Consider the following 22891-nt stretch of genomic DNA (forward strand, 5'->3'; position numbering starts at 1 on the left):
AGTGGAGCCGTCACCGTTCGCTACCAAACGAAAGGGTGGCGGCCGTGCGCAGGTTGGTAGACCGGGAATCAAGGAACCCAGCGCGCCCGAAGGCGCCCTACGCACAGCCGCCATGAAAATCAACAGCGGGCGAACAGCACCGCTATTTCAGAGGGACGTCGTGCGTCTTGATTTACCGGGCTACCAAACCCGATCGCTGATTGTGCAGCGACCGGCGAAGACTAGGTAGCGAGTCCCAAGTGCGCAACGACTCATGGGGCGGAAAAGTATGATTGGGAAATTGCCTACGAGAAAGTCGGAAATAGTAGAAGCTTTGTAGCCTGAGGCAGCCGTTGGAGTGGGTTTTCGCCAGGGTGGTTGTCGGGAAAAGTCACGCGACCTGGCCTACGCAATCACCGGCTCACCCTGGATAGTCGCGATCAGTTGCGTTTCACCCGGGCGGGACTTGCGCGGAGATAGCACAAAGCCATATCTTGCCTCGCCCCCCGAAGATCAGCCCGGTAATCCCGTATGCGCATGGCGTCCAGCCTGTTGTCCGCATTGTGTGTCCTTGCGTTTTCCTGCCTTGCCAAGGGTACTGCGGCGGATCTGCTGCCTTTTCAGGAAATCCCCGACTTGCCATCGCGCACCAGCCTCACGCTGGGCAGCACGGCATACGATCCCCCGGATGACCTGAGCGTGAAGCCCTTCTTCAGTGGTGGCATTGCGCTGGACAACTTCGGTGGCGATGACGATGAGGGCCGGCTCGCCAGCGCCCTCAACCTGCATGGCCTGCTTGACCCGAGCGACCTGCTGAGCCTGCGCAGCATGGGCTCGGCCGAGACCGGCCATTACCACTGGGGCACTTACCACCTGGACGTCGGCCCTTGGGCCAGCCGGTTGGGCATCATCCTGTCGGACATGTCCTATGAGTTGGGCGACGAACTCGAAATCCTCGCGGCCAAGGGCAAGGCCCGAACTGCCAGTGCATTCATCATTCAGCCGCTCTTTCAGTACCCGGCGTTCAGCCTCAAGGCCCGGCTGCAGTTCGACGACAAACACCTGCGGGACGAGTCCGGGCTGCTCGGCATCAACAGCGAAAAGCGATCACGCGTGCTCAACTACGGTCTCTCCGGCACGGCCCGGGACCCGTTGCTGAACGGCGCCACGACCACCCTTGCGCTGAGCTGGAGCGAGGGCAGCCTGAATATCGACGGCTCGCCCTGGTCACTGGTCGGCAAGGCCGATCCGGGCCATTTCAGCGTGCTGCGCGCCAGCCTGGCCCGCCTGCAACAGTTGGGTGGACGTCTGGCCCTGTATGTTCGCCTCCAGGGCCAGTGGTCGGATGACAACCTGGACGACTCGGAAAAGCTCTATATCGGCGGCATCTTCGGCGCGCGCTCCACCTACCAGACCGCCGCATTTGGTGATCGGGGCTGGCTTACCAATCTCGAGTTGCGTTATGCCCTGACCGATACCTGGCAACTGGTGACCTTTGCCGATCACGGCGAAGCGCGCCTGAATACCGCAAGCTGGACCACCGACACCGCGCCCCGTCGTCTTTCTGCCACAGGTTTTGGCGGGGGGTGGTCAACCGGGACTTGGAATATCAGTGCGTTGGCGGGCTGGCCGGTTGGCAATCATTCGGAGCAAAGCGATAGCGAGCGGCAGCCACGGGTGTGGGCGCAGGTGGCTTATGCGTTTTGATGTTGCCTTGTGCTAGCCGACTGTTATTCAGCGTTCTCAAGATCGAGCGCCGCCCGCGCGGCGCTCGATCTTGAGAACGCTGAAAATCTGTCGCCTGGAGACCGGCACTCCACCTGTCCCACCCCTGTAGCGCCCGACGCAACACCTGTAGCGCTCCAGCCTCCCCGAAAACGCTCCTCCTTTTCCCGAACCCCCCCGTAAACAAAGCCCTCCAGCCCAATCAAAACAATCTGGCATAGCCGTTGCTCTGTCCCTGGTGCGCAGCGAAAAGATCGCGCCACTAATAAGAACAGGACTAACCCCATGAGACAGATTGGCCATGCCTCGCCTTCCGGCGCTCGTTCCACCGTCGCCGGTATCCCTCTGAAATCCCTGGCTGCCGCGTTGCTGTTGAGCCTGGCCACCACGCCAGCGCTGGCCGTTGAAGTGCCGGCCAACGTCGACAGCAAGCGCCTGATTGCCGCCGACAAGGAACCCGGCAACTGGATGAGCACCGGGCGGACCTACGACGAGCAGCGCTACAGCCCGCTCAACAAGATCAGCGATCAGAACGTCGACAAGCTCGGCCTGGCGTGGAGCTACAAACTCGACCTGGATCGCGGTGTGGAAGCCACGCCGATCGTGGTCGACGGCGTGATGTACACCACCGGGCCGTTCTCGGTGGTGTATGCGCTGGATGCCCGCGACGGCAAGCTGATCTGGAAATACGACCCGCAATCGGACCGCAACCGCGCCGGCGAAGCCTGCTGTGACGCGGTCAACCGCGGAGTGGCGGTGTGGAAGGGCAAGGTCTATGTCGGGGTGCTCGACGGCCGCCTGGAAGCCATCGACGCCAAGACAGGGAAACGCGCCTGGTCGGTCGATACCCGCGCCGACCACAAGCGCAGCTACACCATTACCGGCGCGCCACGGGTGGTCAACGGCAAGGTGGTGATCGGCAACGGCGGCGCCGAGTTCGGCGTGCGCGGCTATGTCACGGCCTATGACGCTGAAACGGGCAAGGAAGCCTGGCGCTTCTACACCGTGCCGGGCGACCCCAAGTTGCCGCCCGAAGGCAAGGGCATGGAAATCGCCGCCAAGACCTGGTTCGGCGATGCTTTCGCCGAGCAGGGCGGTGGCGGCACAGCCTGGGATTCGTTTGCCTTCGACCCGGATTTGAACCTGCTGTATATCGGCGTGGGCAACGGCTCGCTCTGGGACCCGAAATGGCGCAGCCAGGCCAAGGGCGACAACCTGTTCCTGTCGTCGATCGTCGCGGTCAATGCCGACACCGGCGAATACGTCTGGCACTACCAGACCACTCCGGGCGACGCCTGGGACTACACCGCGACCCAGCACATGATCCTTGCCGAGCTGCCGATTGACGGCAAGCCGCGCAAAGTGCTGATGCAGGCGCCGAAAAACGGTTTCTTCTATGTGATCGACCGCGCCACCGGCGAGCTGCTTTCGGCCAAGGGCATCGTGCCGCAGAGCTGGACCAAGGGCATGGACATGAAGACCGGCCGGCCGATCGTCGATGATGAGAATGCCGCCTACTGGAAGGACGGCAAGCGCAAGCTGGTGACGCCCGCCTTCTGGGGTGCGCATGACTGGCAGCCGATGTCCTACAACCCGAACACCGGGCTGGTGTACATCCCGGCCCACATCATGTCGGCCTACTACGAGCACATTCCCGAGGCGCCCAAGCGCAACCCGTTCAAGAGCATGTACCAGCTGGGCCTGCGCACGGGGATGATGCCGGAGAATGTCGACGGCCTGCTGGACATGGCCAAGGGCTGGTCGGGCAAGCTGATCGCCTGGGACCCGGTCAAGCAGCAACCGGCCTGGGAAGTGCCCTACGTGACCATCTTCAACGGCGGCACCCTGAGCACCGCCGGCAACCTGGTGTTCGAAGGCAGCGCCGACGGCCGCGTCATCGCCTATGCCGCCGACACCGGCAAGAAACTCTGGGAGCAACCGGCGGCCAGTGGCGTGATGGCGGCACCGATCACCTACAGCGTCGATGGCGAACAGTACGTGACCTTCATGGCCGGCTGGGGCGGGGCGTTCTCCACCTTTGCCGGCGCCCTGTCGCTGCGGGCCGGGGTCCAGCCGTTCTCCCAGGTGCTGACCTACAAGATTGGCGGCACCGCCAAGCTGCAAGAGCCGGCACCGCGTCCCGACACCCCGAAACCGCCCGCGCTGAGCAACGACACGGCGTCCATCGAAGCCGGCGCCAAGCTGTATGACGGTTATTGCTCGCAGTGCCATGGCATCCACGCGGTCAGCGGTGGCGTGTTGCCGGACCTGCGCAAGCTGACGCCGGAGAAACACCAGATGTTCCTCGGGATCCTGTTCGGCGGCCGTGTGCCTGATGGCATGCCGTCCTTTGCCGATGTCTTTACCCCTGAGCAGGTCGACCAGATCCATCAGTACCTGATCAAGCGCTCCCATGACCTGCAGAACGAAGGCGAATCCTGGAAGCAGTTCAGCGCCAAGCAATAAGCCTATGGGCCGGCCGGCGCCATTGCCGGTCGGTCGCGCCATCCCCGACAAGAGAGACGCGGATATGAGTGACGCCATCTACCAGAACTACATCGCCAATGCCTTCGTCGCCAGCGACGAGCTGATCGAGGTGCATAACCCGGCCAACGGCCAGTTGCTCGGGCGTGTGCCCCAGGGCAGCAGCGCCGAGGTCGAACAGGCCATCGCCGCCGCGCGCCAGGCGCAGAAGGCCTGGGCGCTGCGGCCGGCCATCGAACGTGCGGGCTACCTGCGCAAGATCGCCAGCAAAGTGCGCGAGCACGCCGAGCGCCTGGCGCGGGTGATTACCGCCGAGCAGGGCAAGGTGCTGGAACTGGCCCGGGTCGAGGTGAATTTCACCGCCGACTACCTCGACTACATGGCCGAGTGGGCGCGGCGCCTGGAAGGCGAAGTGCTGAGCAGCGACCGGGCCGGCGAGAGCATCTTTCTGCTGCGCAAACCGCTGGGCGTGGTCGCCGGGATTTTGCCGTGGAACTTCCCGTTCTTCCTGATCGCCCGCAAGATGGCGCCGGCGCTCCTGACCGGCAATACCATCGTGATCAAACCGAGCGAAGAAACCCCGATCAACTGCTTCGAATTCGCCCGTCTGGTGGCCGAGACCGATCTGCCCGCTGGCGTCTTCAACGTGGTCTGCGGCACCGGCGCAACGGTCGGCAGTGCGCTGACCAGCCACCCGGGCATCGACCTGATCAGCTTTACCGGCAGCGTTGGCACCGGCTCGCGGATCATGGCCGCCGCCGCGCCGAATATCACCAAACTCAACCTGGAACTGGGCGGCAAGGCGCCCGCCATCGTCCTGGCCGACGCCGACCTGGATCTGGCGGTCAGGGCCATCACCGCCTCGCGGGTGATCAACACCGGGCAGGTATGCAACTGCGCCGAGCGGGTCTATGTCGAGCGCAAGGTGGCCGATGCGTTTATCGAGCGCATTGCCGCGTCCATGGCCGCCACCCGTTATGGCGACCCGCTGGCCGAAAGTGGCCTGGACATGGGCCCGCTGATCAATCGCGCGGCGCTGGACAAGGTGGCGCAAATGGTCCGCACCGCCAGCGGGCAGGGCGCGCAGGTGATTACCGGCGGCGCGGTGGCCGATCTGGGCCAGGGCTTCCACTATCAGCCGACGGTGCTGGCCGGCTGCTCGGCGGATATGGAAATCATGCGCAAGGAGATCTTCGGCCCGGTGCTGCCGATCCAGATTGTCGATGACCTGGACGAGGCCATCGCGCTGTCCAACGACAGCGAATACGGCCTGACCTCATCGATCTACACCGGCAGCCTGAGCGCGGCCTTGCAGGCGACCCGTTCGCTGGACTTCGGCGAGACCTACATCAACCGCGAGAACTTCGAAGCCATGCAGGGCTTCCATGCCGGGACGCGCAAGTCCGGTATTGGCGGTGCCGATGGCAAGCACGGGCTGTACGAGTACACCCACACCCATGTGGTGTACATCCAGGCCTGATAGCCCGTCCATTGAAAACGCCCGGACCGTGTTTAACGGTCCGGGCGTTTTTCGTTGCGGCTCAGAGGCAGTCGTTGGGCTGCACCAGCCGGTGTTTTTTCATCTGCCGGTAGAGCGTCGAGCGGGCGACGCCCAGTTCGCTGGCCGCCGCGCTGATATTCCAGCGATGGCGGCGCAAGGTCGCCAACAGGCTCGACGCTTGCGGTTCGCTGCTCGTCGGCGGAATGGCCGGCAGCGCGTGCACGGCGGGGCTGTGCAGCAGGTCGCCGGGCAGGCAGTCCAGGTCGATGCAGCCGTCCTCGGCCAGCGCCACCGCGTAGCGCAGGGCATTGAGCAACTGGCGGATATTGCCGGGCCAGGGCGCGTCGAGCAGGCATTGCCGCGCCGGGTCGGTGAGCTGCAGGCCCTGAGCCTCGGCCTGGCTGTCGAGCAGGTGCTGGATCAGTTGCGCGCGGTCACTGCGCTCGCGCAGCGGCGGCAGGTTGAGGTTCATGCCGTTGAGGCGATAGAACAGGTCTTCGCGAAAGCCCTTGTCGCGCAACATGCCCTGCAAGTCCTGGTGCGTGGCGCAAATCACCTGGATATCCAGCGGCACCGGCACCTGGGCGCCGATCGGGGAAATCTCGCGCTCGGCCAGCACCCGTAGCAGGCGGGTTTGCAGGTGGGCCGGCATATCGCCGATCTCATCGAGAAACAGCGTGCCGCCATTGGCCAGTTCCAGCTTGCCCTTCATGCCTTTTTTCTCGGCACCGGTGAAGCTGCCGCCGCGGTAGCCGAACAGTTCGCTCTCGATCAGGCTCTCCGGGATCGCCGCGCAATTCAGCGCGATAAAGGGCCCGCCCTGGCGGGCGCTGGCCTGGTGGATGGCCCGGGCAAAGGCTTCTTTGCCGGTGCCGGTTTCGCCGGTAATCAGGATGGCGATGTCTTTGTCGATCACCTTGCGCAGGCGCCGCACCGCCTGTTGCAGCGTCGGGTCGGCACCGGCCAGTTGTTCCAGGTCGGGGTGACGGGGCCGCGGCGCCTTGGTCGCTGCCGGTGTCGGCGCCACGCGGTGCTGCTCCGAGGGAATGCGCAGGCTCAGGTCCAGCAGCGCCTCATCATGCTGGGCGCGCAGGCGCAGGCCGCGGGCGCCGCCATTGGTCAGGCGCAGTAACTCGTTGACGCACATGGGCAGCAACTGGTCAATCAGGCTGCCCAGCAGGTTGCGGCCATTGGCCTGGTCATGGGCGACAAAGGCCGCGCGGTTGGCGCCGATCACCCGACCGCTGTCGTCGACTGCCAGCAGTTGCTCATTGGCCAGGTCGGCGATTTCGTCGATGGGCTTGAGCGAAAGCGTCAGGCGATCCCGGTAGCTTTGGCGAAAGTGCGCGTTCTCGATCAGGCGCGCATACAGGATCACCAATTGCAGGGTCAGGTATTGGCTTTCCTTGGGGCCATCGCTGTTCAGGCAGGTAGCGTTCAGGCAACCCTGCAACAGGCCCTGGGCATTGAAGATCGGCGCGACGGAACAACTCAGGCGCGCATTGGCGGTGAGGAAATGCTCCTCGCGATGGATGATCAGCGGCTCGGCCGCCGCCAGCGTGGTGCCGATGCCGTTGGTGCCGGCGATGGATTCGTCCCAGCGCGCCCCGACCACCAGTCCCGAGCGAATGTAGGGGTCATGCTGGACGGGCAGGCGGGCGTCGAGGGTGATGCCCTGCTCGTCGCTGAGCAGCACCGCGAAACCGGCTGGCACCACGCGGCGGGCCAGGCCGCTGACGCCCTGGCTGGCGATATCGAGGTACTGCTGGTGTTGTTCCTGGTGGCGGCGGATATCGTCGGCGCACAGGATATCCAGGCGGGTGGCCGTGGCGGGATCGAGCCGGTGCTGCATGACGCTGCGGTACCAGGACTGGGCAATGACTCCGTCCGGGCGGATCCGCCGCTCGGGGAAATGCTCGTTGACGAAGGCAGCGAGTTCGCTCGGGTGGGTCTGGGCGCTATGCCGCGTCATGGATAGGCTCCCTGTGGCATGCCGCTTGGGCACGGCGATCTTGTTATGGGGCGACGAGCCGTGGCTGTCACGGAGGCTAAGATAGCCCTTGGTGGCGGGCAGCGCCATGGTGGGATGGCATGGATACGCGGCGCAAGTCCTCGACATAACACTGTCCCCTGTGGGAGCCGGAGCTACGCCTTCGCCACTACGACGACCGTGGCTGCTGGACAAGGTGCCGCGCGACAAGCAGGACGCGTTGTTCAACGGCGTGCCGAATTTCTATCACTACGTTCTAACACCGTGTCGAGCGTAGTTGTAATGCTTGCAAGTGTCCGTTCATTGAAACAGGTACACAGGCGAATCCATCCTTCGCTCAGACGATTTATAAAATCCTCAGGCTGACCGGCTTGAATTCTCATGCCCGCCCGAACTGCTTGCGATAGCAGCTCGGGCTGCTGTCCAGTTTTGTACGAAAGTGATGCCGCAACGTCGCGGCGGTGCCGAAGCCGCATTGTTCGGCAATCAGCGGCATGGGCAGCGCGCTGGTTTCCAGCAGCGCCTTGGCGCGTTCCAGCCGGACGCCCAGCAGCCAGTCGGCGGGTGTGGTTCCGGTGGCGTCGTGAAAGCGGCGCAGGAAGGTGCGGCGACTCATGTGGGCGGCGTGGGCCATTTGGTCGATGGTCAGGTCGCTGTCGGGTCTGGCGCGCAGTTGATCCAGCAGCGGCGCCAGGCTGCTGCCCGGTCTGACGGTAACCGGCTGTTCGATGTATTGGGCCTGGCAGCCCAGGCGATGGGGCGGGGTCACCATGCGGCGGGCTGCCCGGTTGGCCGCGTCGGGGCCGAAGTCCCGGCGGATCAGGTGCAGGCAGGCGTCGAGGCCCGAGGCACAACCTGCCGAGGTGAGGATGTTGCCCTCATCGACATAGAGCACCGAGGGCTCGACCTGAATCTCCGGATAAGCCTTCGCAAGAGCCTGGTGATGGTGCCAATGGGTGGTGGCGCGCTTGCCCGCCAGCAGGCCGGTTGCCGCGAGGACAAAGGTGCCCGCGCAGATGGTGACGATCCGGCAACCCCTGGCGCTGGCGGCCGTGAGCGCTTGAAGCACGTCGGGGGCAACGTCTTCAGCCAGGTCGCGCCACCCGGGAATGACGACGGTTCCGGCCTGTTCCAGCAGTTCCAGGCCACCTTCCACGGTGATCTGCACGCCACCAAAGGCCCGCAGCGGGCCGGGTTCGGCCGCGGCGACGCGCAGTTCATAAAGTGGTTTTTTCAGTTCGGGATCATCGCGGCCGAAGGCTTCGATGGCGGTGCCGAATTCAAAAGTACACAACTGGTCGTACGCCAGCACGACCAGGGTTCGATTGAAGGGCAGTGCAGCAGGATGGCGTTTTGGCATGAAGTTGACGATACATGGCCTTCGTGCCGATTTCCACAAGCCCCTCATCGCCGGATCATCCGCTGACTATTTGAGCCTGTGGAAACGTGCAATGAAGGATTCGGTGAAAGCGCTGGCCGCGGTGTGCCTGGCGGCGATGATGTTCGGCCTGGAGATCTCCAGTATCCCGGTGATACTGCCCACCCTCGAAACGCTGCTTGAAAGTCGCTTCAGCGACCTGCAATGGATAATGAACGCCTACACGCTGGCCTGTACCACCGTGTTGATGGCGGTGGGCACGCTGGTGGATCGCTACGGGCGCAGGACGTTGTTTCTCGCCAGTGTGGCGGTGTTTGGGCTGGCATCCTTGGCCTGTGGACTTGCCGAAGACGCGTCGATGCTGATCATCGCCCGGACCGTGCAGGGCGCGAGCGGCGGCGCCATGCTGATCTGCCAGATTTCGATCCTGTCCCGGCAGTTCACCGAGCCCCGTGAACGGAGCAAGGCCTTTGCCCTGTGGGGGATCGTTTTCGGCGCCGGCCTGGGCCTCGGGCCGATCATCGGCGCAGGCATCCTCGCGCTCGCCAACTGGCAGTGGGTGTTTCTGATTCACCTGCCGCTGGCGGCAATAGCGTTCGCCCTGGCGGGCGCCGGGGTGCACGCCACCCGCGAGGTGCCGACGGGCAAGCTGGACAGTCTGGGGATCCTGTTGCTGGCGTCCGCGGTGTTCGGCCTGACCTACGTGATTATCCAGGGCCCTGAACTGTCGAGCGCGACAGTCGTTGCGTTGGCGCTGGCGACCCTGCTGGCGTTCGTGGCGTTCCTGATCTCGCAGCGGCTCAACCCGCAGCCGATGATGGATTTCTCGGTGTTCCGCATCCGCGGGTTTTCAGGGGCGCTGCTGGGCTCGGCGGGGATGAACTTCAGTTTTTGGCCGCTGATGATCTACCTGCCCATCTATTTCCAGGCAGGCATGGGGCTGGATAACGTCGACGCGGGCTTGCTGCTGCTGGCGTACACCTTGCCAACCCTGTTTGTGCCGCCGTTGGGTGAACGCCTGGCGCTGAAACTTCAGCCGGGCGTGATGATTCCTGCCGGGCTGCTGGTGATCGGGGCGGGATTGATGTTGATGTGCATCGCCATCGGCAGTGCCAATTTGCTGGTTCCCGTTATGGCGGCAGGCTGCGTGTTGGCGGGGACCGGACTTGGGTTGACCAACACCCCGGTGACCAACACCAGCACCGGCTCCGTGCTGCCATCGCGGGCGGGCATGGCCTCGGGCATGGACATGAGTGCGCGGATGACCTCGCTGGCCATCAACATCGCGGTGATGGGGTGGGTACTCGTGCAAGGCATTGCCGGCAGCTTGCGCCAGACACTGCCGGGGTTGAGGGAGGGTTCGGCATTGCAGGCCACGGCCCAGGCGGTGGCGGCCGGCAAACAAGCGATACCGGCGACTGCCTTTCATACCGCACTCGATCAGGGATTCGCTTGGGTGCTGATCTATGGCGCGGCCAGCGTGTGCCTGGCGGCAGTGGCCAGCCTTTGTGTGTTCAGGCCGTGGGCAGTCGGCGTGAAAACGCAGCCAGCTACGGCCTCCTGAGCGCTTAAGAATTGCCCGGGCAGCCCCACAAATACCAGTAACCAGTGATATCCAGAGGCAAGGCCGAAAAATAGCATAGCGACGTCACCCCACTATCGTTCTGGCGGTCGTCCTTATGCGTGGAATCCGTAACGCCCTCAGTTGCCTTGCACCCCTGATGCGCACGCCGTTGTGGCTGTGCGCCGTGACGGGGTTGGTCTGCGCGCCGGCGCAAGCGGCCTTGTCCGGCTACTACGACAGCGTCGAGCAGATCCAGGTGGTGTTGCAGGACGCACGCGTGATCAATGTCCTGAAGCAGATGCCGATCGAAAGCATCGAGCGCCAGCGCGATCAGGCGGATGACACCACCCGGCACTGGCGTGTCCGCAGCCGCGACTGCGAGTTGCGTGTCTTGCTCGAGTCCCGCCCACCGCCCGGCGTCGGCAAAACCACCTACCTCGTGAAGCACATTGACGGGTGCCGCTGACGGCGCCCGCTCATCATCTGCCGCAGCCAGCGCGGCGGCAGCCAAGGCAACGCCTCCTTAAACTTTCAATAACAGGGATCAGTAAATGAACCAGGCAACTACTCAGCGCGGACAGACCCGGGCGCTCATCCTCGGCGGGATGTCCGCGTTACTCTCCTTGGTGCTGATGGCGCCCGCACAGGCGGCACCCTCCACCTTCCAGAACTCGTGTCGCAACATCGAGCTGTATACCGATAGCAACGAGGTGTCGATTCACGCCGAATGCCGCACCCGCAACGGTAGCTACAACGCGACGGCGATCGAGTTGCTGGGTGTCTCCAATGAGTACGGCACGCTCAGCGGCGGCGGCGATTCGGCCAGTTCGTTCCAGAACAGTTGCCGCAATGTGCAGATCCGCTACAACCCGCGACAAGTGGATATCGCCGCAATCTGCGAAGACGGCAGGGGCGGAGAGAAGAACACCAGCATTTCTCTTCAGGACATCGAGAACAACGACGGCAATCTGAACTGAAGAACGCCTGCCAGGTCAGTTGCCGAGGGATGCACGGACCAGGCTGAGGCCCGGCCGGGACTCTACCAGGAGTGTCCCGCCGAGCCTGGCGATCCGCGCCTGCATGGAGAGCAGGCCGATGCCGGTAGCGGCCTGGCTGACCGCCGAGAGGTCAAAGCCCACACCATTGTCGCGGACCTCGAGCATCAGCTCACGGTCCGCGACAACGGCCAGTGTGATGTCCACTGCTGTTGCGCCACTGTGCTTGAGCACGTTGGAGAGGGCTTCCTCGAGCAAACGTGTCAGCTCCATGCAGAACGCCACACTGGGTGGCCAGGGCCATGTGGCAGGGCAGGACCATCGGCTGGTCACGTCCATTTCATCGAACAGCGTCGAAAAACGGTGCCGGGTCGGAGCCATCCATTCCGAGGGTGTCGCCGGCATGTCGGCGTTGACGCGCTCGCCGCTGTCCATGACGTTGCGCAGGTCATCGCGCAGTGACTTGAGGGTCGAGATGTGGCGGCGCGCATCCGCATGCGCATCGGCATTGCGTTCCGCCTGGACGATGGCCCGGACCAGGGCGCTGCCAAAACCGTCATGCAGGTCATGAATGAACTGCATGCGCTCCTGCAAGCGCAAATTCGACAGTTCCAGTTGGTGTTCATTGCTCAATGTCGTCTCGAGCTCCCGGCAGGCCTCCTCTACAGCGCTCGACAGCTCCACATTGAAGCGCTCGGTGCGGCGCATGCTGTGGGCGATGCGCGAGCCCAGCACGGCGGTGATCACGGCCATGGTGATGAGGTTGGCGTAAGGGGTCAGCAGGACGGGATCGGGGATTTTCAGGTAATAGGTGCGCGTGTCGTAGAGCGCGATGATCACGAATCCGAGGCCCAGCGAGGCATACAACACATCCTGGAGCTTCCTGCTGCGCCAGGCATGGACCAGCGGCATGATGCAGCTCGCGGCAAAGACCAGCAGATGGGTTCTGACGCCAAGTTGCATGGCGGCCAGCAAGTGTTTTTCCGGCATGCACACAATCAGCAGCGACAGGCCCAGCGTCAGGGCTTGCAGGCTGCGCTCCTGCACCCGGCTGAGGGGCCGTCCCTGCAACTGGAAAATAAAAATCGCGTAGCACATGCAAAAGGCCATGAAGGCGATGGCGTTGGCCCGCGCCACATCCACCGTATGGCTGAACGGCCAGGGATCGACGGCCACGATGTTGTACACGAACAGCACCCAGGCCAGGTTCAACAGTGCAAACCAGCCATACAGGGCGTGCTTGCGGTACAGCAGCCAGATCCCCGCGAACAGGCCGGCAATGCACAGCGAGCCGACCATGTTGATCAGGAACGTGGTGCGCTGCGACCACCATAGCTGCTGATGCAACGCCAGCATCTGCGCGGGAGCGCCCATCCTCACCAGGCCCAGTCCAGGAAAGACCAGTGCCCGGCCCTGCACACGAATCCAGATGTCATTGGCCTGCGGGTGCAGCGCCGCGTCCGGGAGGATCCAGAGGCGCGGCATGTTCCAGCTTCTGGACAGCGGCTCCTGCAGGCTCGCATCACGCCAGAGCAGGGTGTCGTTCAGGTAGACCTCGCCGGCCAGGTTGATCGAACTGGTGACCAGCGCGACCAGCGGCTTTTCTGCCCCGCCGGCTGCGCAGCCGTGGCGCCAGCTGATGCGATACCAGACCGCACCGGTGAAATCGGGCCAGCGGGTGGTCCAGATATCGGGCAGCGTGACCGCTTGCCAGCCCTGCGTCGGCCGGCCTGCTGCACCGGGCGTCTCCCTGGCGGCCTGTACGGTGCTGATGGTGGGCGGGCAGGATTGCGCCCATGCCGCCTGGAGCAGGCAACTACCCAGCAGCACAAGGCCGAGCAGCCACGCGCCGAGGGAACGATGCCTCGGCACTACGGGAGTAAACCGCGCAAGCGCGCTTGGTTGAGCGCGTTGATGCGCGAAGACACTTCCAGCTTCCGGTAGATGTGCTTGATGTGGCACTCAACGGTGTAGAGCGAAATGTACAGGTGCTCGGCGATATTCCGGTTCGACTTGCCGTCCGCGACCAGCGTCAGGATTTGCGCTTCGCGCTCGGTCAGAAGGTCGGGCGACTTGTCTTGCTCGCTGTCCGCCACGTTGGCCACCTTTCCCTCGGCCTGCGGAATGTGCGCGAGGATATGCCTGGCAATAAACGGATCGATCGGCGCGCCACCGCGCAGCACGCTGCGAATCGACAACAGGACTTCCAGGTCGTCGCGCTCCTTGAGCAGGTAGCCGGTCGCGCCGGCCTGCAATGCCTGGAGGATTTTGTCCTGCGTGCTCCACGCGGAAATCACCAGGATGCTCACGGGATGGGGGCATTGGCGGAGTTCGGCGATCAGATCGATGCCGCTGCCATCGGGCAGCCCAAGGTCCACCAGGGCGAGGGAAAACGCCTGGGTCTGGCTGATCTGCCGGGCATCGGCCAGGCTGCCGGCGACGTGAAGCGCCCCGGGGGCACAGCCCAGATCCGACAGGATCTTGAGCAAGCGCTCCTGGAAATGGGGCTCGTCCTCGACCAGCAGCACGCCAGAGGGGAGGGATTGCATGGCGGTCAGCGCGATCTTGGACATGGCGTTGTACTGTCGGATAGGCGAGGGGCGCCAAGGGTCGGCACGGCGAGCAATATAAGCTGATGGCAGAAGGCCGCGCCATCCCTGAAAACCGGGATTTTGTGATGCGGTTTATCGCGAGCAAGCTCGCTTAACACTGACAGACATAGGAACTGTAGGAGCGAGCTTGCTCGCGATAAGCAATCCACCTCCCACCCAAGGAGCCATTAAAAAACCCTCCCCTTAGGCCCGGATTCCATCGTTTTTCAAGGGGCCGCGTCCTCCCTATAGTCCTCGCAGACCCAGTCGAAACACCGCCGTGTTTCATCGATGCGAGACAAAGACATGAACAACGAAGCAAAGGTCGCTCAGGGCGTGCAACCGGGTGTTGGCACCTGTGTGGTGTGGGGCGGGGAGCAGGTCGAACACCCTTATAACGCCACCCAGACCCCGATCGTCGCCAGCGCTGCCTACGGCTATCACGATATCGATGCCTGGTATGACGTCGCACTGGGCAAAGAGCCGGGCTTCATCTACAGCCGCATGAGCAACCCGACCGTCGCGGTGCTCGAAAACAAGCTGTGCGCGCTGGAGCAGGCCGAGTCGGCCGTGGCCTTCAGTACCGGCATGGCGGCGATCAGCGGTGTCCTGCACACCTTCCTGTGCAACGGCAAGCGCGTGGTCTCGACCCGCGACAGCTACGGTGGCACCAACAAGATCTTCGAAGAGTTCCTGCCCCGCCAGGGCGTCGAGGTGACGCTGTGCGACACCCTCGACACCGAGGCCATCGAGCGCGAGATCGCCCTCGGCTGTGATCTTGTCTACCTCGAGACGCCCAGCAACCCGACCTTGAAAATCCTCGATATTCGCCGGCTGGTGGCGGCGGCGAAGCGTGTCGGCGCGCTGGTCGTCGCTGACAACACCTTTGCCACGCCGCTGAACCAGAACCCGCTGGCGCTGGGCGTCGATGTGGTGGTGCACAGCGCGACCAAGTTCCTTTCCGGACATGGTGATGTGCTCGGCGGTGTGGTCTGCGGCGCCGAGTCGCTGATGGCGCAGGTGCGTCACTACCGGGAAATCAATGGCGCCTCGCTGGACCCGTTTTCCGCCTACCTGATCATTCGCGGCATCAAGACCCTCGCCCTGCGCCTGCGCCAGCAACAGGCGAGCGCCCAGGCACTGGCGGAATTCCTGTGCAGCGAGCCGCTGGTGGAAGCCGTCAACTATCCGGGATTGCCGCAGCATCCCGGTCACCAAATCGCCTGCGCGCAGATGAAGGGATTCGGCGCGATCGTCAGCTTCGTGCTGGTTGGCGGGATGGACACCGTCGTCAAGCTGCTGCCGTGCCTGCGCTACGCCCACCGTGCCGGCAACCTCGGCGCGGTGGAAACCATCTACGGGCCGGCACGGACAACCAGCCACGTGGAAAACACCCTGGAAGAGCGTCAGGCGCTGGGCATTTCCGAAGGGTTGGTGCGGGTGTCCGTCGGTATCGAGGACACCGCTGACCTGCTGGAAGACTTGCGTCAGGCCTTCGCCACGGTACGTGCCCAACGCACGGATGTGGCCGGCAGCGAGCGGCGCGCCAGCGTGTCCGCCTGAGGGGGAGGGCGGTCTGCCCGGGATGGCGGGGCGCCCTGTTTCATGAAAGCAATAACAATAACAGTCGCTGGTGCATTGGTTGGTACTGCCTCGTTGCGGGTTTCCCGTTGAACACCAGACACTTCATGAGAATCAAACTATGTCCACTGAACACTCAACGACAGCGTCGGCTGATCCGGCCGAATACAAGAAAGAGATGCACACCCGCCACATCGTCATGCTGGCGCTGGGCGGGGTGATCGGCACCGGGTTGTTCCTGACCTCGGGCTACACGGTCAACCAGGCCGGCCCCCTCGGCGCGGTGATCGCCTATATCGTCGGCGCCGTGATGGTCTACCTGGTGATGGTCTGCCTGGGCGAACTGGCCGTGCAGATGCCGGAAACCGGCTCGTTCAGCAGCTACGCCACCCGTTACCTGGGACCGGGCACCGGCTACACGGTGGCCTGGTTGTACTGGCTGACCTGGGCCGTCGCCATTGGCTCGGAATTCACCGCCGCCGGGATCCTGATGGTCCGCTGGTTTCCGGACACGCCGGTGTGGATATGGAGTGCGTTCTTCGCCATCACCGTGTTCATCCTCAACGTGGTGTCTGTGCGCCTGTTCGCCGAGACCGAATTCTGGCTGTCGCTGATCAAGGTGCTGACGGTGATTGCCTTCATCGTCATTGGTGCCGGGGCGATCTGCGGCCTGTTCGAGGTCAAGCATGTTCAGGGCATCGGGCTGTCCAACTTCACCCGCGAGGGCCTGTTCCCCACCGGCTTGCTGCCCATCGCGATGACGCTGCTGGCGGTGTCGTTCGCCTTCTCCGGCACCGAGCTGATCGGTATTGCCGCCGGCGAAGCCAAGGATCCCCAGGACAGCGTGCCCAAGGCCATTCGCACCACGGTGGTCAGGCTGGCGCTGTTCTTCGTCGGCACCATCGTCGTCCTCGCGACCTTGTTGCCCCGTGAGCAGGCAGGCCTGGTGGAAAGCCCGTTCGTAATGGTGTTCGACATGATCGGCATCCCGTACTCGGCCGACATCATGAACTTCGTGATCCTCACCGCACTGCTGTCGGCGGCCAACTCCGGCCTGTACGCCGCCTCGCGGATGCTCTGGACCCTGAGTGACCAGGGCCATATGCCCAAGTGCTTCCGCCGCCTTTCGCCGCGCGGCACGCCGGTCAACGCGATCATCCTGAGCATGGCCGGCGCGGTGGCGTCGCTGCTCAGCAGCGTGGTTGCGCCGGACACGGTGTACCTGGCGCTGGTGTCCGTTTCCGGGCTGGCGGTGGTGGTGGTGTGGATGAGCATCGCCGCCAGCCAGATCGCGTTTCGCCGGCACTATGTGGCCAATGGTGGCCGCGTCGAAGACCTGCATTTCCGGGTGCGCGGTTACCCCTGGGTGCCGCTGGGCGCGATTCTGTGTTGCGTGCTGGCTTGCGTCGGGATCGCGTTCGACCCTGAGCAGCGGGTGGCGCTGTACTTCGGCCTGCCCTTTATCGCCTGGTGCTACTTCGTCTACTGGGTGACCCGCAAGAAGCGCGAACAGCGGCTTGCCGCCATGCTGCCGGTGGTCCCGGGCGTTAACGCGACCTGAAGATTCCGGTTCATGATGGACGGATTCAATTCCGAACGAGGTCGTGCCGATGAAGCAAAAATCCCTGCCGCCGCTGAACTGGCTGCGGTCATTCGAGGTATCGGCGCGCGCCTTGAACTTCACCCACGCCGCGGAGGAACTGCACCTGACCCAGGGCGCAGTGAGTCAGCAGATCCGCCAACTGGAAAACCACCTGGGCGTGGCCTTGTTCAAGCGCCTGCCCAGGGGCCTCGACCTGACCGAGGAGGGCCAGTCCTACCTGCCGGTGGTGCAGGACGCGATCAGCCGTCTCGCGGTGGGCACCAACGAGATTTTCGGCCAGCACAAGCGCAGGCCGGTGAAGGTCCGCGGCAGCCTGTCGTTCCTGCAGTACTGGCTGGCCCCGCGCTTGCTCGATTTCAGCCGCGAGAACCCGAACATCGACATCCGCTACATCAGCAACCTGTGGGTCAAGGCGCCGGATGGCGAGGACGACCTCGAAGTGCGCTGGGGCAATGGTGAATGGCCGGGTCTGCATGCCCAGCGTCTGACCTGGGACGTGCTGGTGCCGGTCTGCTCGCCGGCGCTGCTGGCGCGCTCGCCGATCCGTCAGCCGCAGGACCTCAAGCACCATCCGCTGCTGCATGTCCTCGGCTACGAAGAGGGCTGGGGCTACTGGCTCAAGCGGGTCGGCGCGGACGATGTCGATTACTCGCGGGGGCTGCAATTCGACACGCTGATTTCGACGATCCGCATGGCGGAGCTGGGGCAGGGCGTTGCCCTGGCGCGTTCCTCAGTGGTCGAGGACCTGCTCAGGGACGGGCAGCTTGTCGCGCCCTTCAGCCAGCGCATCGAAGCCAGCGAATCGTTCTACCTGGTCCGTGAGCAAGGGCGCGCGTTGCCGCCCGATGCCGCGCTGTTTTCAGACTGGCTGGTGGCTCAAGCCCATCGGCCTTCGTAACCCTTTTCTGGAGTTTTCATGCACTACGTGAGCACCCGCAATGGCGATGTACGGGCCGACTTCCGTGAAGTCGTGCTGTCGGGGCCTGCTGCCGATGGCGGGTTGTATGTGCCGGCGCACTTGCCGGAGATCAGCCCGGAGGAAATCGCCAGTTGGTCCTGGCTGCCCTTCGATGAGCTGGTATGGCGGGTGATCGCGCCCTTCGTCGGTGACGCGCTGGATGAGCCGACCCTGCGCGCACTGCTCAGCGACAGCTACAAGGACTTCACCCATCGCGCGATCACACCGCTGCAGCAGATTGGCCATAACGAATGGATTCTGCAGTTGTTCCATGGCCCGACGCGCACCTCGAAAGACTTTGCCGCGCAGCTTCAGGCTCGGCTGGTCAGGCACTTTCTCGATGAATCGACTAGCGAAGCCCTGGTGGTGGGCGCCACCAACGGCGACACCGGCGTTGCCGCCATCAAGGCCTTCGCGGCATGCCCGAGTGTGCGCATGGCGATTCTCTACCCGCGTCACGACGTCCCCGCCGACCGTCTCGCCGCCTTGCTGGCGGCCGACCCTGAACGCGTCCTGCTGATCCCCGTGGACGGCAGTTTCGATGACTGCCAGACCCTGGTCGCGCGGCTGTTTCGCGCCTGGCCGCTGGAGGGGGTGATTCCGGTCTGCTTCAACTCCACCAACTGGGTCGGCGTGCTGGCCCAGATCGTTTTTTACTTCCATGCCGCCTTGCAGTTGGGCGGTGGCACCCGGCCCGTCGGGTTCAGCGTGCCTGCCGCGAGCTTTGCCGAGATCTACGCCGGCTTCGTCGCGCAGAAAATGGGCCTGCCGATCAATCAGGTGATCGTTTCGACCAACAGCAACGACGCGCTGCACCGCTTCCTCCACCGCAATCGATATGCCACCCACGCCAGCCAGCGCACCCTGGCGCCGGCCATGGATTTTTCCCTGTATTCGAACCTGGAGCGCTTTATCTGGGAGCTGTACGGGCGCAGTGCCGGTTGCGTCCGGACGCTGATGGAACATTTCGAAGCCTGTGGCGAGCTGAGCATTGGCAACCCGCAGTGGCTGCAGGCGCGGGTACTGTTCGACTCCTATGCGGTGGAGGAGGCCGAGGTGCGCCGCGAGGTCATCCGCCTGCGCGAGGACACCGGCGCCATTGTCGATCCGCATACGGCGGTGGGCGCGCTGGCCGGGCGCCTGCATCGGCGCAGCCTGGGCGCGCCGATGGTCACCCTGGGCCAGATCGCGCCGGAAAAATCCGCCGCGCTGCTGGCGCAACTGGGTGTGTGGGACGGCGAGGTGGCGCTGCCGCCAGCCTTGGCGGACGAGCCGCCGGCCCTTCAGCGTGGCGATCTGGACGGACTCTGTCATGTGTTGCGGGCTGCGCAGGCGAGGGCGCTATGAAGCGCATTCTGGACCCCCTGGATGAGCGCATCCTCGCCGAGCTGACCGCCAATGCGCGTATCGCTCATGCGGAGCTGGGGGCCAAGGTCAACCTGTCGCGCAACGCGGTGCGCCAGCGCGTCGAACGGCTTGAGCGCGATGGCGCGATTCAGGGCTATACCGTGCGGCTGGGCGACGCTCGCCGGCCTTCGTCGCTGATCAGCGCGGCGATTTTCGTTTATCGCTACGACCGCATGCGCGGCGACGATGTGCTGGCCAAGCTGGGGACCATTCCCGAGGTGGTCCAGTGCGAGGTGCTCAGTGGCGAGTTCGACCTGATGCTGCGGGTCAACGCGGCGAGCCCTGAGCGGGTTCACGCGGTCTGGAAAGAAATCGCGGCCATGCCCGGCGTGGAAAACACCGTGACCTCTTTTGTCCTTTCTGCTGTTTTCTGAAGTAACCCTTCCGCCCATTTCGCAACGGTTCGCTCCCACACTGTAGGAGCGAGCTTGCTCGCGATGCCCCCCCCACGCTTGCGCTGGCTCACCGCAGCGCAAGCGTCCCTTCGCGCCTCGATTTCAGGCGTTTGCGCACTGCGCAAATCGCTCAACAAATACAGCGTTTTGCCGTATTCAAGTGCCCTGGCCCGACTCGTACGCTGATGCCATCAGACAACAGCAAAGAGGAATGCCTTCGTGACTGAATACAACATTGCCCTGGTCGGCTTCGGTGGTGTGAACCGTGGCCTGGCCCAGTTGATCGCAGAGCGTAACGCCACCTGGAAGGCGGCCCTCGGTTTCAGCCTGAAGATCGTCGGCGTCACCGACCTGTTTCTCGGCTCGGTGGTCAACCGCAACGGCCTGGACGCCGCCGAACTGGTCGCGCTGCCCGCCGAGAAGGGCGCGCTGGCGCGCATCGCCGGCGGTACTGCCGAGGCCTTCAATGAAACGGTGATCAAGCAGTCCGGCGCCGACATCATTGCCGAGGCGACCTTTACCAACCCAGTCGACGGCGAGCCGGCAGCCACCTTCTGCCGCTGGGCGCTGGAAAGCGGCATTCATGTGGTCACCACCAACAAGGGCCCGATTGCCTTGCACGGCGCCGAGCTCAAGGCGCTGGCCCGTCGCAAGGGCCTGGCGTTCGAATACGAAGGCTCGGTGATGAGCGGCACGCCGGTGATCCGCCTGGCCCGACAAGCCCTTGCCGGTGCGGAAATCCAAGGTTTCGAGGGCATCCTCAACGGCACTTCCAACTATGTGCTGACGCGGATGAAGGACGGCCTGGCGTTCAGCGATGCGGTGGCCCAGGCGCAACAACTGGGCTACGCCGAAGCCGACCCGACCGCGGATGTCGAAGGCCATGACGTGCGCCTGAAAGTGGTGATCCTCGCCAACGAACTGCTGGACGCGCACTTGAGCGTCAGCGACGTCGCCTGCTCGGGCATCAGCGGCATCAGCGCCGCAGACATCGTCAAGGCGCAGGCCACGGGGCAGTGCTGGAAACTGATCGGCGCCGCCAGCAAGGCGGCCGACGGTTCGGTGTCCGCCAGCGTCGAAGCGCGTTTGTTGCCGCTCGAGCACCCGCTGGCCGGTATCTCCGGCGCGGTCAACGCGATCTCCTTCAACACCGAACTGCTCGGCGCCGTCACAGTGTCCGGGCCGGGCGCCGGCCGGATCGAGACGGCGTTTGCCTTGCTCTCCGACATCATCGCCCTGCACACCACCGACCGCCAGTAACCGGAGCCTTTCATGAGCGTATCTCGCATGGCCAGTGTTCAATCCGTAGCCCCAAGCCACATCGACGTGTTCAGCCCGTTCGATGGCGGTGTGGTCGGTCGCGTGCCCAACCTCGACGCTGCGGCGGTGCCGGGCCTGCTGGCCCGGGCGCGGGCGGGCGTCAGCGAAAGCGCGGCGCTGCCACGCCATCGCCGTGCGCGGATTCTCGAGGAGGCCGCACGACTCGTTGAATCCGACGCCGCGGCGTTCGCCAGCCTGATCGTGGCCGAAGCCGGGAAAACCCTGCGCCAGGCCGAGAAGGAAGTGAAGCGCTGTGTTAACACGCTGAAGCTGTCCGCCGAAGAGGCGCGGCGCAATGCCGGTGAAGTGGTGCCGTTCGAAGCCTATGAGGGCTCGGAGTCCCGCCAGGGCTGGTTTACCCGCGAGCCACTGGGGCTGATCGTCGCGATCACGCCTTACAACGACCCCCTGAATCTGGTCGCGCACAAACTGGGCCCGGCGATTGCCGGCGGTAACGCGGTGATCCTCAAACCGTCCGAGCTGGCGCCGTTGTCGGCGTTGAAACTGGTGGAGTGCCTGTCGCAGGCCGGGCTCCCGGACAACGTGGTGACCACGGCCACCGGCGGTGTGGAACTGGGCCGGGCGCTGGTCGAACTGCGCGAGGTGCGGATGATTTCCTTCACCGGCGGCTTTGCCACCGGCGAATCCATCGCCCGCAGCGCCGGGCTGAAAAAGCTGGCGATGGACCTGGGCGGCAACGCGCCGGTATTGGTGCTGGAAGACTGCGACCTCGGGCCGACCGTGGAGTCCTGCGTCTCGGGTGCCTTCTGGGCCGCCGGACAGAACTGCATCGGCACCCAGCGCATCCTGGTGCACCGCGCGATTTATCCGGCGTTCCGCGAACAGTTCGTGGCGCAGTCGCGGGCCTTGAACCTGGGTGACCCGTCGCTTCGCGAAACGGATGTCGGGCCGATGGTCACCGAGCAGGCGGCCTGCCGCACCGAACAACTGGTCGAAGACGCCGTGGCGGAAGGCGCCAGGGTGCTTTGTGGCCACCGCCGCGAGGGCGCGCTGTACGCACCTACCGTGCTGGAACAGGTCAGCCACGCCAGCCGGATCTGGCAGCAGGAAGTGTTCGCGCCGGTGGTGATCCTCGAACCGTTCGACCACCTCGACGACGCCGTCGCCCTGGCCAACGCGCCGGAATACAGCCTGCACGCCGGCGTATTCACCCGCGACCTGTCGACCGCGCTGAAGCTGGCCCGGCGCATCGAGGCCGGTGGCGTGATGATCAACGACTCGTCCGACTACCGCTTCGACGCCATGCCATTCGGTGGCTTCAAATACGGCAGCCTCGGACGGGAAGGGGTGCGCTTCGCCTATGAAGACATGACGCAGCCGAAAGTGGTGTGCATCAACGACATGGGCTGAGTCGTCGCGTCGGTGATTGCCGGTCCTGATGCCGGCCACCGACACCTCT

17 protein-coding genes are annotated in these 22891 nt (G+C 64.3%); 13 read left to right on the forward strand and 4 right to left on the reverse strand.

Annotation, left to right across the window (positions count from 1 at the left end; translation table 11 throughout):
- The first annotated feature begins 615 nt into the window (after nucleotides 1–615).
- From CKW37_RS15825 to aldA, 3 genes are all read left to right on the forward strand, one after another.
- Nucleotides 616–1686 carry a ShlB/FhaC/HecB family hemolysin secretion/activation protein gene (locus CKW37_RS15825; RefSeq protein WP_095156643.1) on the forward strand — a complete coding sequence of 357 codons (1071 nt, stop codon included), beginning with the start codon at nucleotides 616–618 and terminating at the stop codon, nucleotides 1684–1686.
- 303 nt (nucleotides 1687–1989) lie between these two features.
- Complete coding sequence (locus CKW37_RS15830; protein ID WP_095156644.1) at nucleotides 1990–4170, forward strand: PQQ-dependent dehydrogenase, methanol/ethanol family; 2181 nt, start codon at nucleotides 1990–1992, stop codon at nucleotides 4168–4170.
- A 64-nt stretch (nucleotides 4171–4234) separates the two neighbouring features.
- Complete coding sequence (gene aldA / locus CKW37_RS15835; RefSeq protein WP_095156645.1) at nucleotides 4235–5668, forward strand: aldehyde dehydrogenase; 1434 nt, start codon at nucleotides 4235–4237, stop codon at nucleotides 5666–5668.
- A 61-nt stretch (nucleotides 5669–5729) separates the two neighbouring features.
- On the opposite strand, the gene CKW37_RS15840 is transcribed toward aldA, so the two are convergent.
- Nucleotides 5730–7661 carry a sigma-54-dependent Fis family transcriptional regulator gene (locus CKW37_RS15840; RefSeq protein WP_095156646.1) on the reverse strand — a complete coding sequence of 644 codons (1932 nt, stop codon included), beginning with the start codon at nucleotides 7659–7661 and terminating at the stop codon, nucleotides 5730–5732.
- A 397-nt stretch (nucleotides 7662–8058) separates the two neighbouring features.
- The gene (locus CKW37_RS15845; protein WP_315974973.1) at nucleotides 8059–8973 is read right to left on the reverse strand and encodes a helix-turn-helix domain-containing protein; all 915 of its coding nucleotides are present in this window, start codon (nucleotides 8971–8973) and stop codon (nucleotides 8059–8061) included.
- Here CKW37_RS15845 and CKW37_RS15850 point away from each other — a divergent pair.
- From CKW37_RS15850 to CKW37_RS15860, 3 genes are all read left to right on the forward strand, one after another.
- On the forward strand, nucleotides 8945–10621 hold the full coding sequence (locus CKW37_RS15850; RefSeq protein ID WP_256587774.1) for an MFS transporter: 1677 nt from the start codon (nucleotides 8945–8947) through the stop codon (nucleotides 10619–10621). The two genes, CKW37_RS15845 and CKW37_RS15850, sit on opposite strands and share 29 nt — an antisense overlap.
- Before the next feature lie 115 nt (nucleotides 10622–10736).
- A complete protein-coding gene (locus tag CKW37_RS15855) occupies nucleotides 10737–11087 on the forward strand; it encodes a hypothetical protein (RefSeq protein WP_143502004.1) in 351 nt (116 codons plus the stop codon).
- An 85-nt stretch (nucleotides 11088–11172) separates the two neighbouring features.
- Nucleotides 11173–11598 carry a CVNH domain-containing protein gene (locus tag CKW37_RS15860; RefSeq protein ID WP_095156650.1) on the forward strand — a complete coding sequence of 142 codons (426 nt, stop codon included), beginning with the start codon at nucleotides 11173–11175 and terminating at the stop codon, nucleotides 11596–11598.
- A gap of 15 nt (nucleotides 11599–11613) precedes the next feature.
- Here CKW37_RS15860 and CKW37_RS15865 read toward each other — a convergent pair whose 3' ends face one another.
- Together CKW37_RS15865 and CKW37_RS15870 are read right to left on the reverse strand one after the other, a co-directional pair.
- Nucleotides 11614–13488, reverse strand: coding sequence for a sensor histidine kinase (locus tag CKW37_RS15865; RefSeq protein WP_095156651.1), 1875 nt, complete (start codon nucleotides 13486–13488; stop codon nucleotides 11614–11616).
- On the reverse strand, nucleotides 13488–14189 hold the full coding sequence (locus tag CKW37_RS15870) for a response regulator transcription factor (protein WP_095156652.1): 702 nt from the start codon (nucleotides 14187–14189) through the stop codon (nucleotides 13488–13490). Before CKW37_RS15870 ends, CKW37_RS15865 begins: the two co-directional genes overlap by 1 nt.
- 324 nt (nucleotides 14190–14513) lie before the next feature.
- Between CKW37_RS15870 and CKW37_RS15875 the strand changes: the two genes are divergently transcribed.
- The 7 genes from CKW37_RS15875 (at nucleotide 14514) to CKW37_RS15905 (ending at nucleotide 22842) form a co-directional block, all read left to right on the forward strand.
- Nucleotides 14514–15770 (forward strand): cystathionine gamma-synthase family protein, encoded by a 1257-nt coding sequence (locus tag CKW37_RS15875; protein WP_095156653.1) that lies wholly within the window; start codon nucleotides 14514–14516, stop codon nucleotides 15768–15770.
- Between the two features lie 139 nt (nucleotides 15771–15909).
- Entirely contained in the window at nucleotides 15910–17349 is a 1440-nt protein-coding gene (locus CKW37_RS15880) for an amino acid permease (RefSeq protein ID WP_095156654.1), read from the forward strand.
- Nucleotides 17350–17398: 49 nt separating this feature from the next.
- Nucleotides 17399–18289: a LysR substrate-binding domain-containing protein gene (locus tag CKW37_RS15885; RefSeq protein ID WP_095156655.1), complete on the forward strand. Its 891-nt coding sequence runs from the start codon at nucleotides 17399–17401 to the stop codon at nucleotides 18287–18289.
- Between the two features lie 18 nt (nucleotides 18290–18307).
- Entirely contained in the window at nucleotides 18308–19696 is a 1389-nt protein-coding gene (gene thrC / locus CKW37_RS15890; RefSeq protein ID WP_095156656.1) for a threonine synthase, read from the forward strand.
- Entirely contained in the window at nucleotides 19693–20130 is a 438-nt protein-coding gene (locus CKW37_RS15895) for an Lrp/AsnC family transcriptional regulator (protein ID WP_095156657.1), read from the forward strand. The genes thrC and CKW37_RS15895 overlap by 4 nt, the downstream gene beginning before the upstream one ends.
- Nucleotides 20131–20370: 240 nt before the next feature.
- A complete protein-coding gene (locus tag CKW37_RS15900) occupies nucleotides 20371–21411 on the forward strand; it encodes a homoserine dehydrogenase (RefSeq protein WP_095156658.1) in 1041 nt (346 codons plus the stop codon).
- A gap of 12 nt (nucleotides 21412–21423) precedes the next feature.
- Nucleotides 21424–22842, forward strand: coding sequence for an aldehyde dehydrogenase family protein (locus CKW37_RS15905; protein WP_095156659.1), 1419 nt, complete (start codon nucleotides 21424–21426; stop codon nucleotides 22840–22842).
- The last annotated feature ends 49 nt before the right edge of the window (nucleotides 22843–22891 follow it).

The sequence above is a fragment of the Pseudomonas sp. Irchel 3E13 genome (assembly GCF_900187455.1).
Classification (GTDB): Bacteria; Pseudomonadota; Gammaproteobacteria; order Pseudomonadales; family Pseudomonadaceae; genus Aquipseudomonas.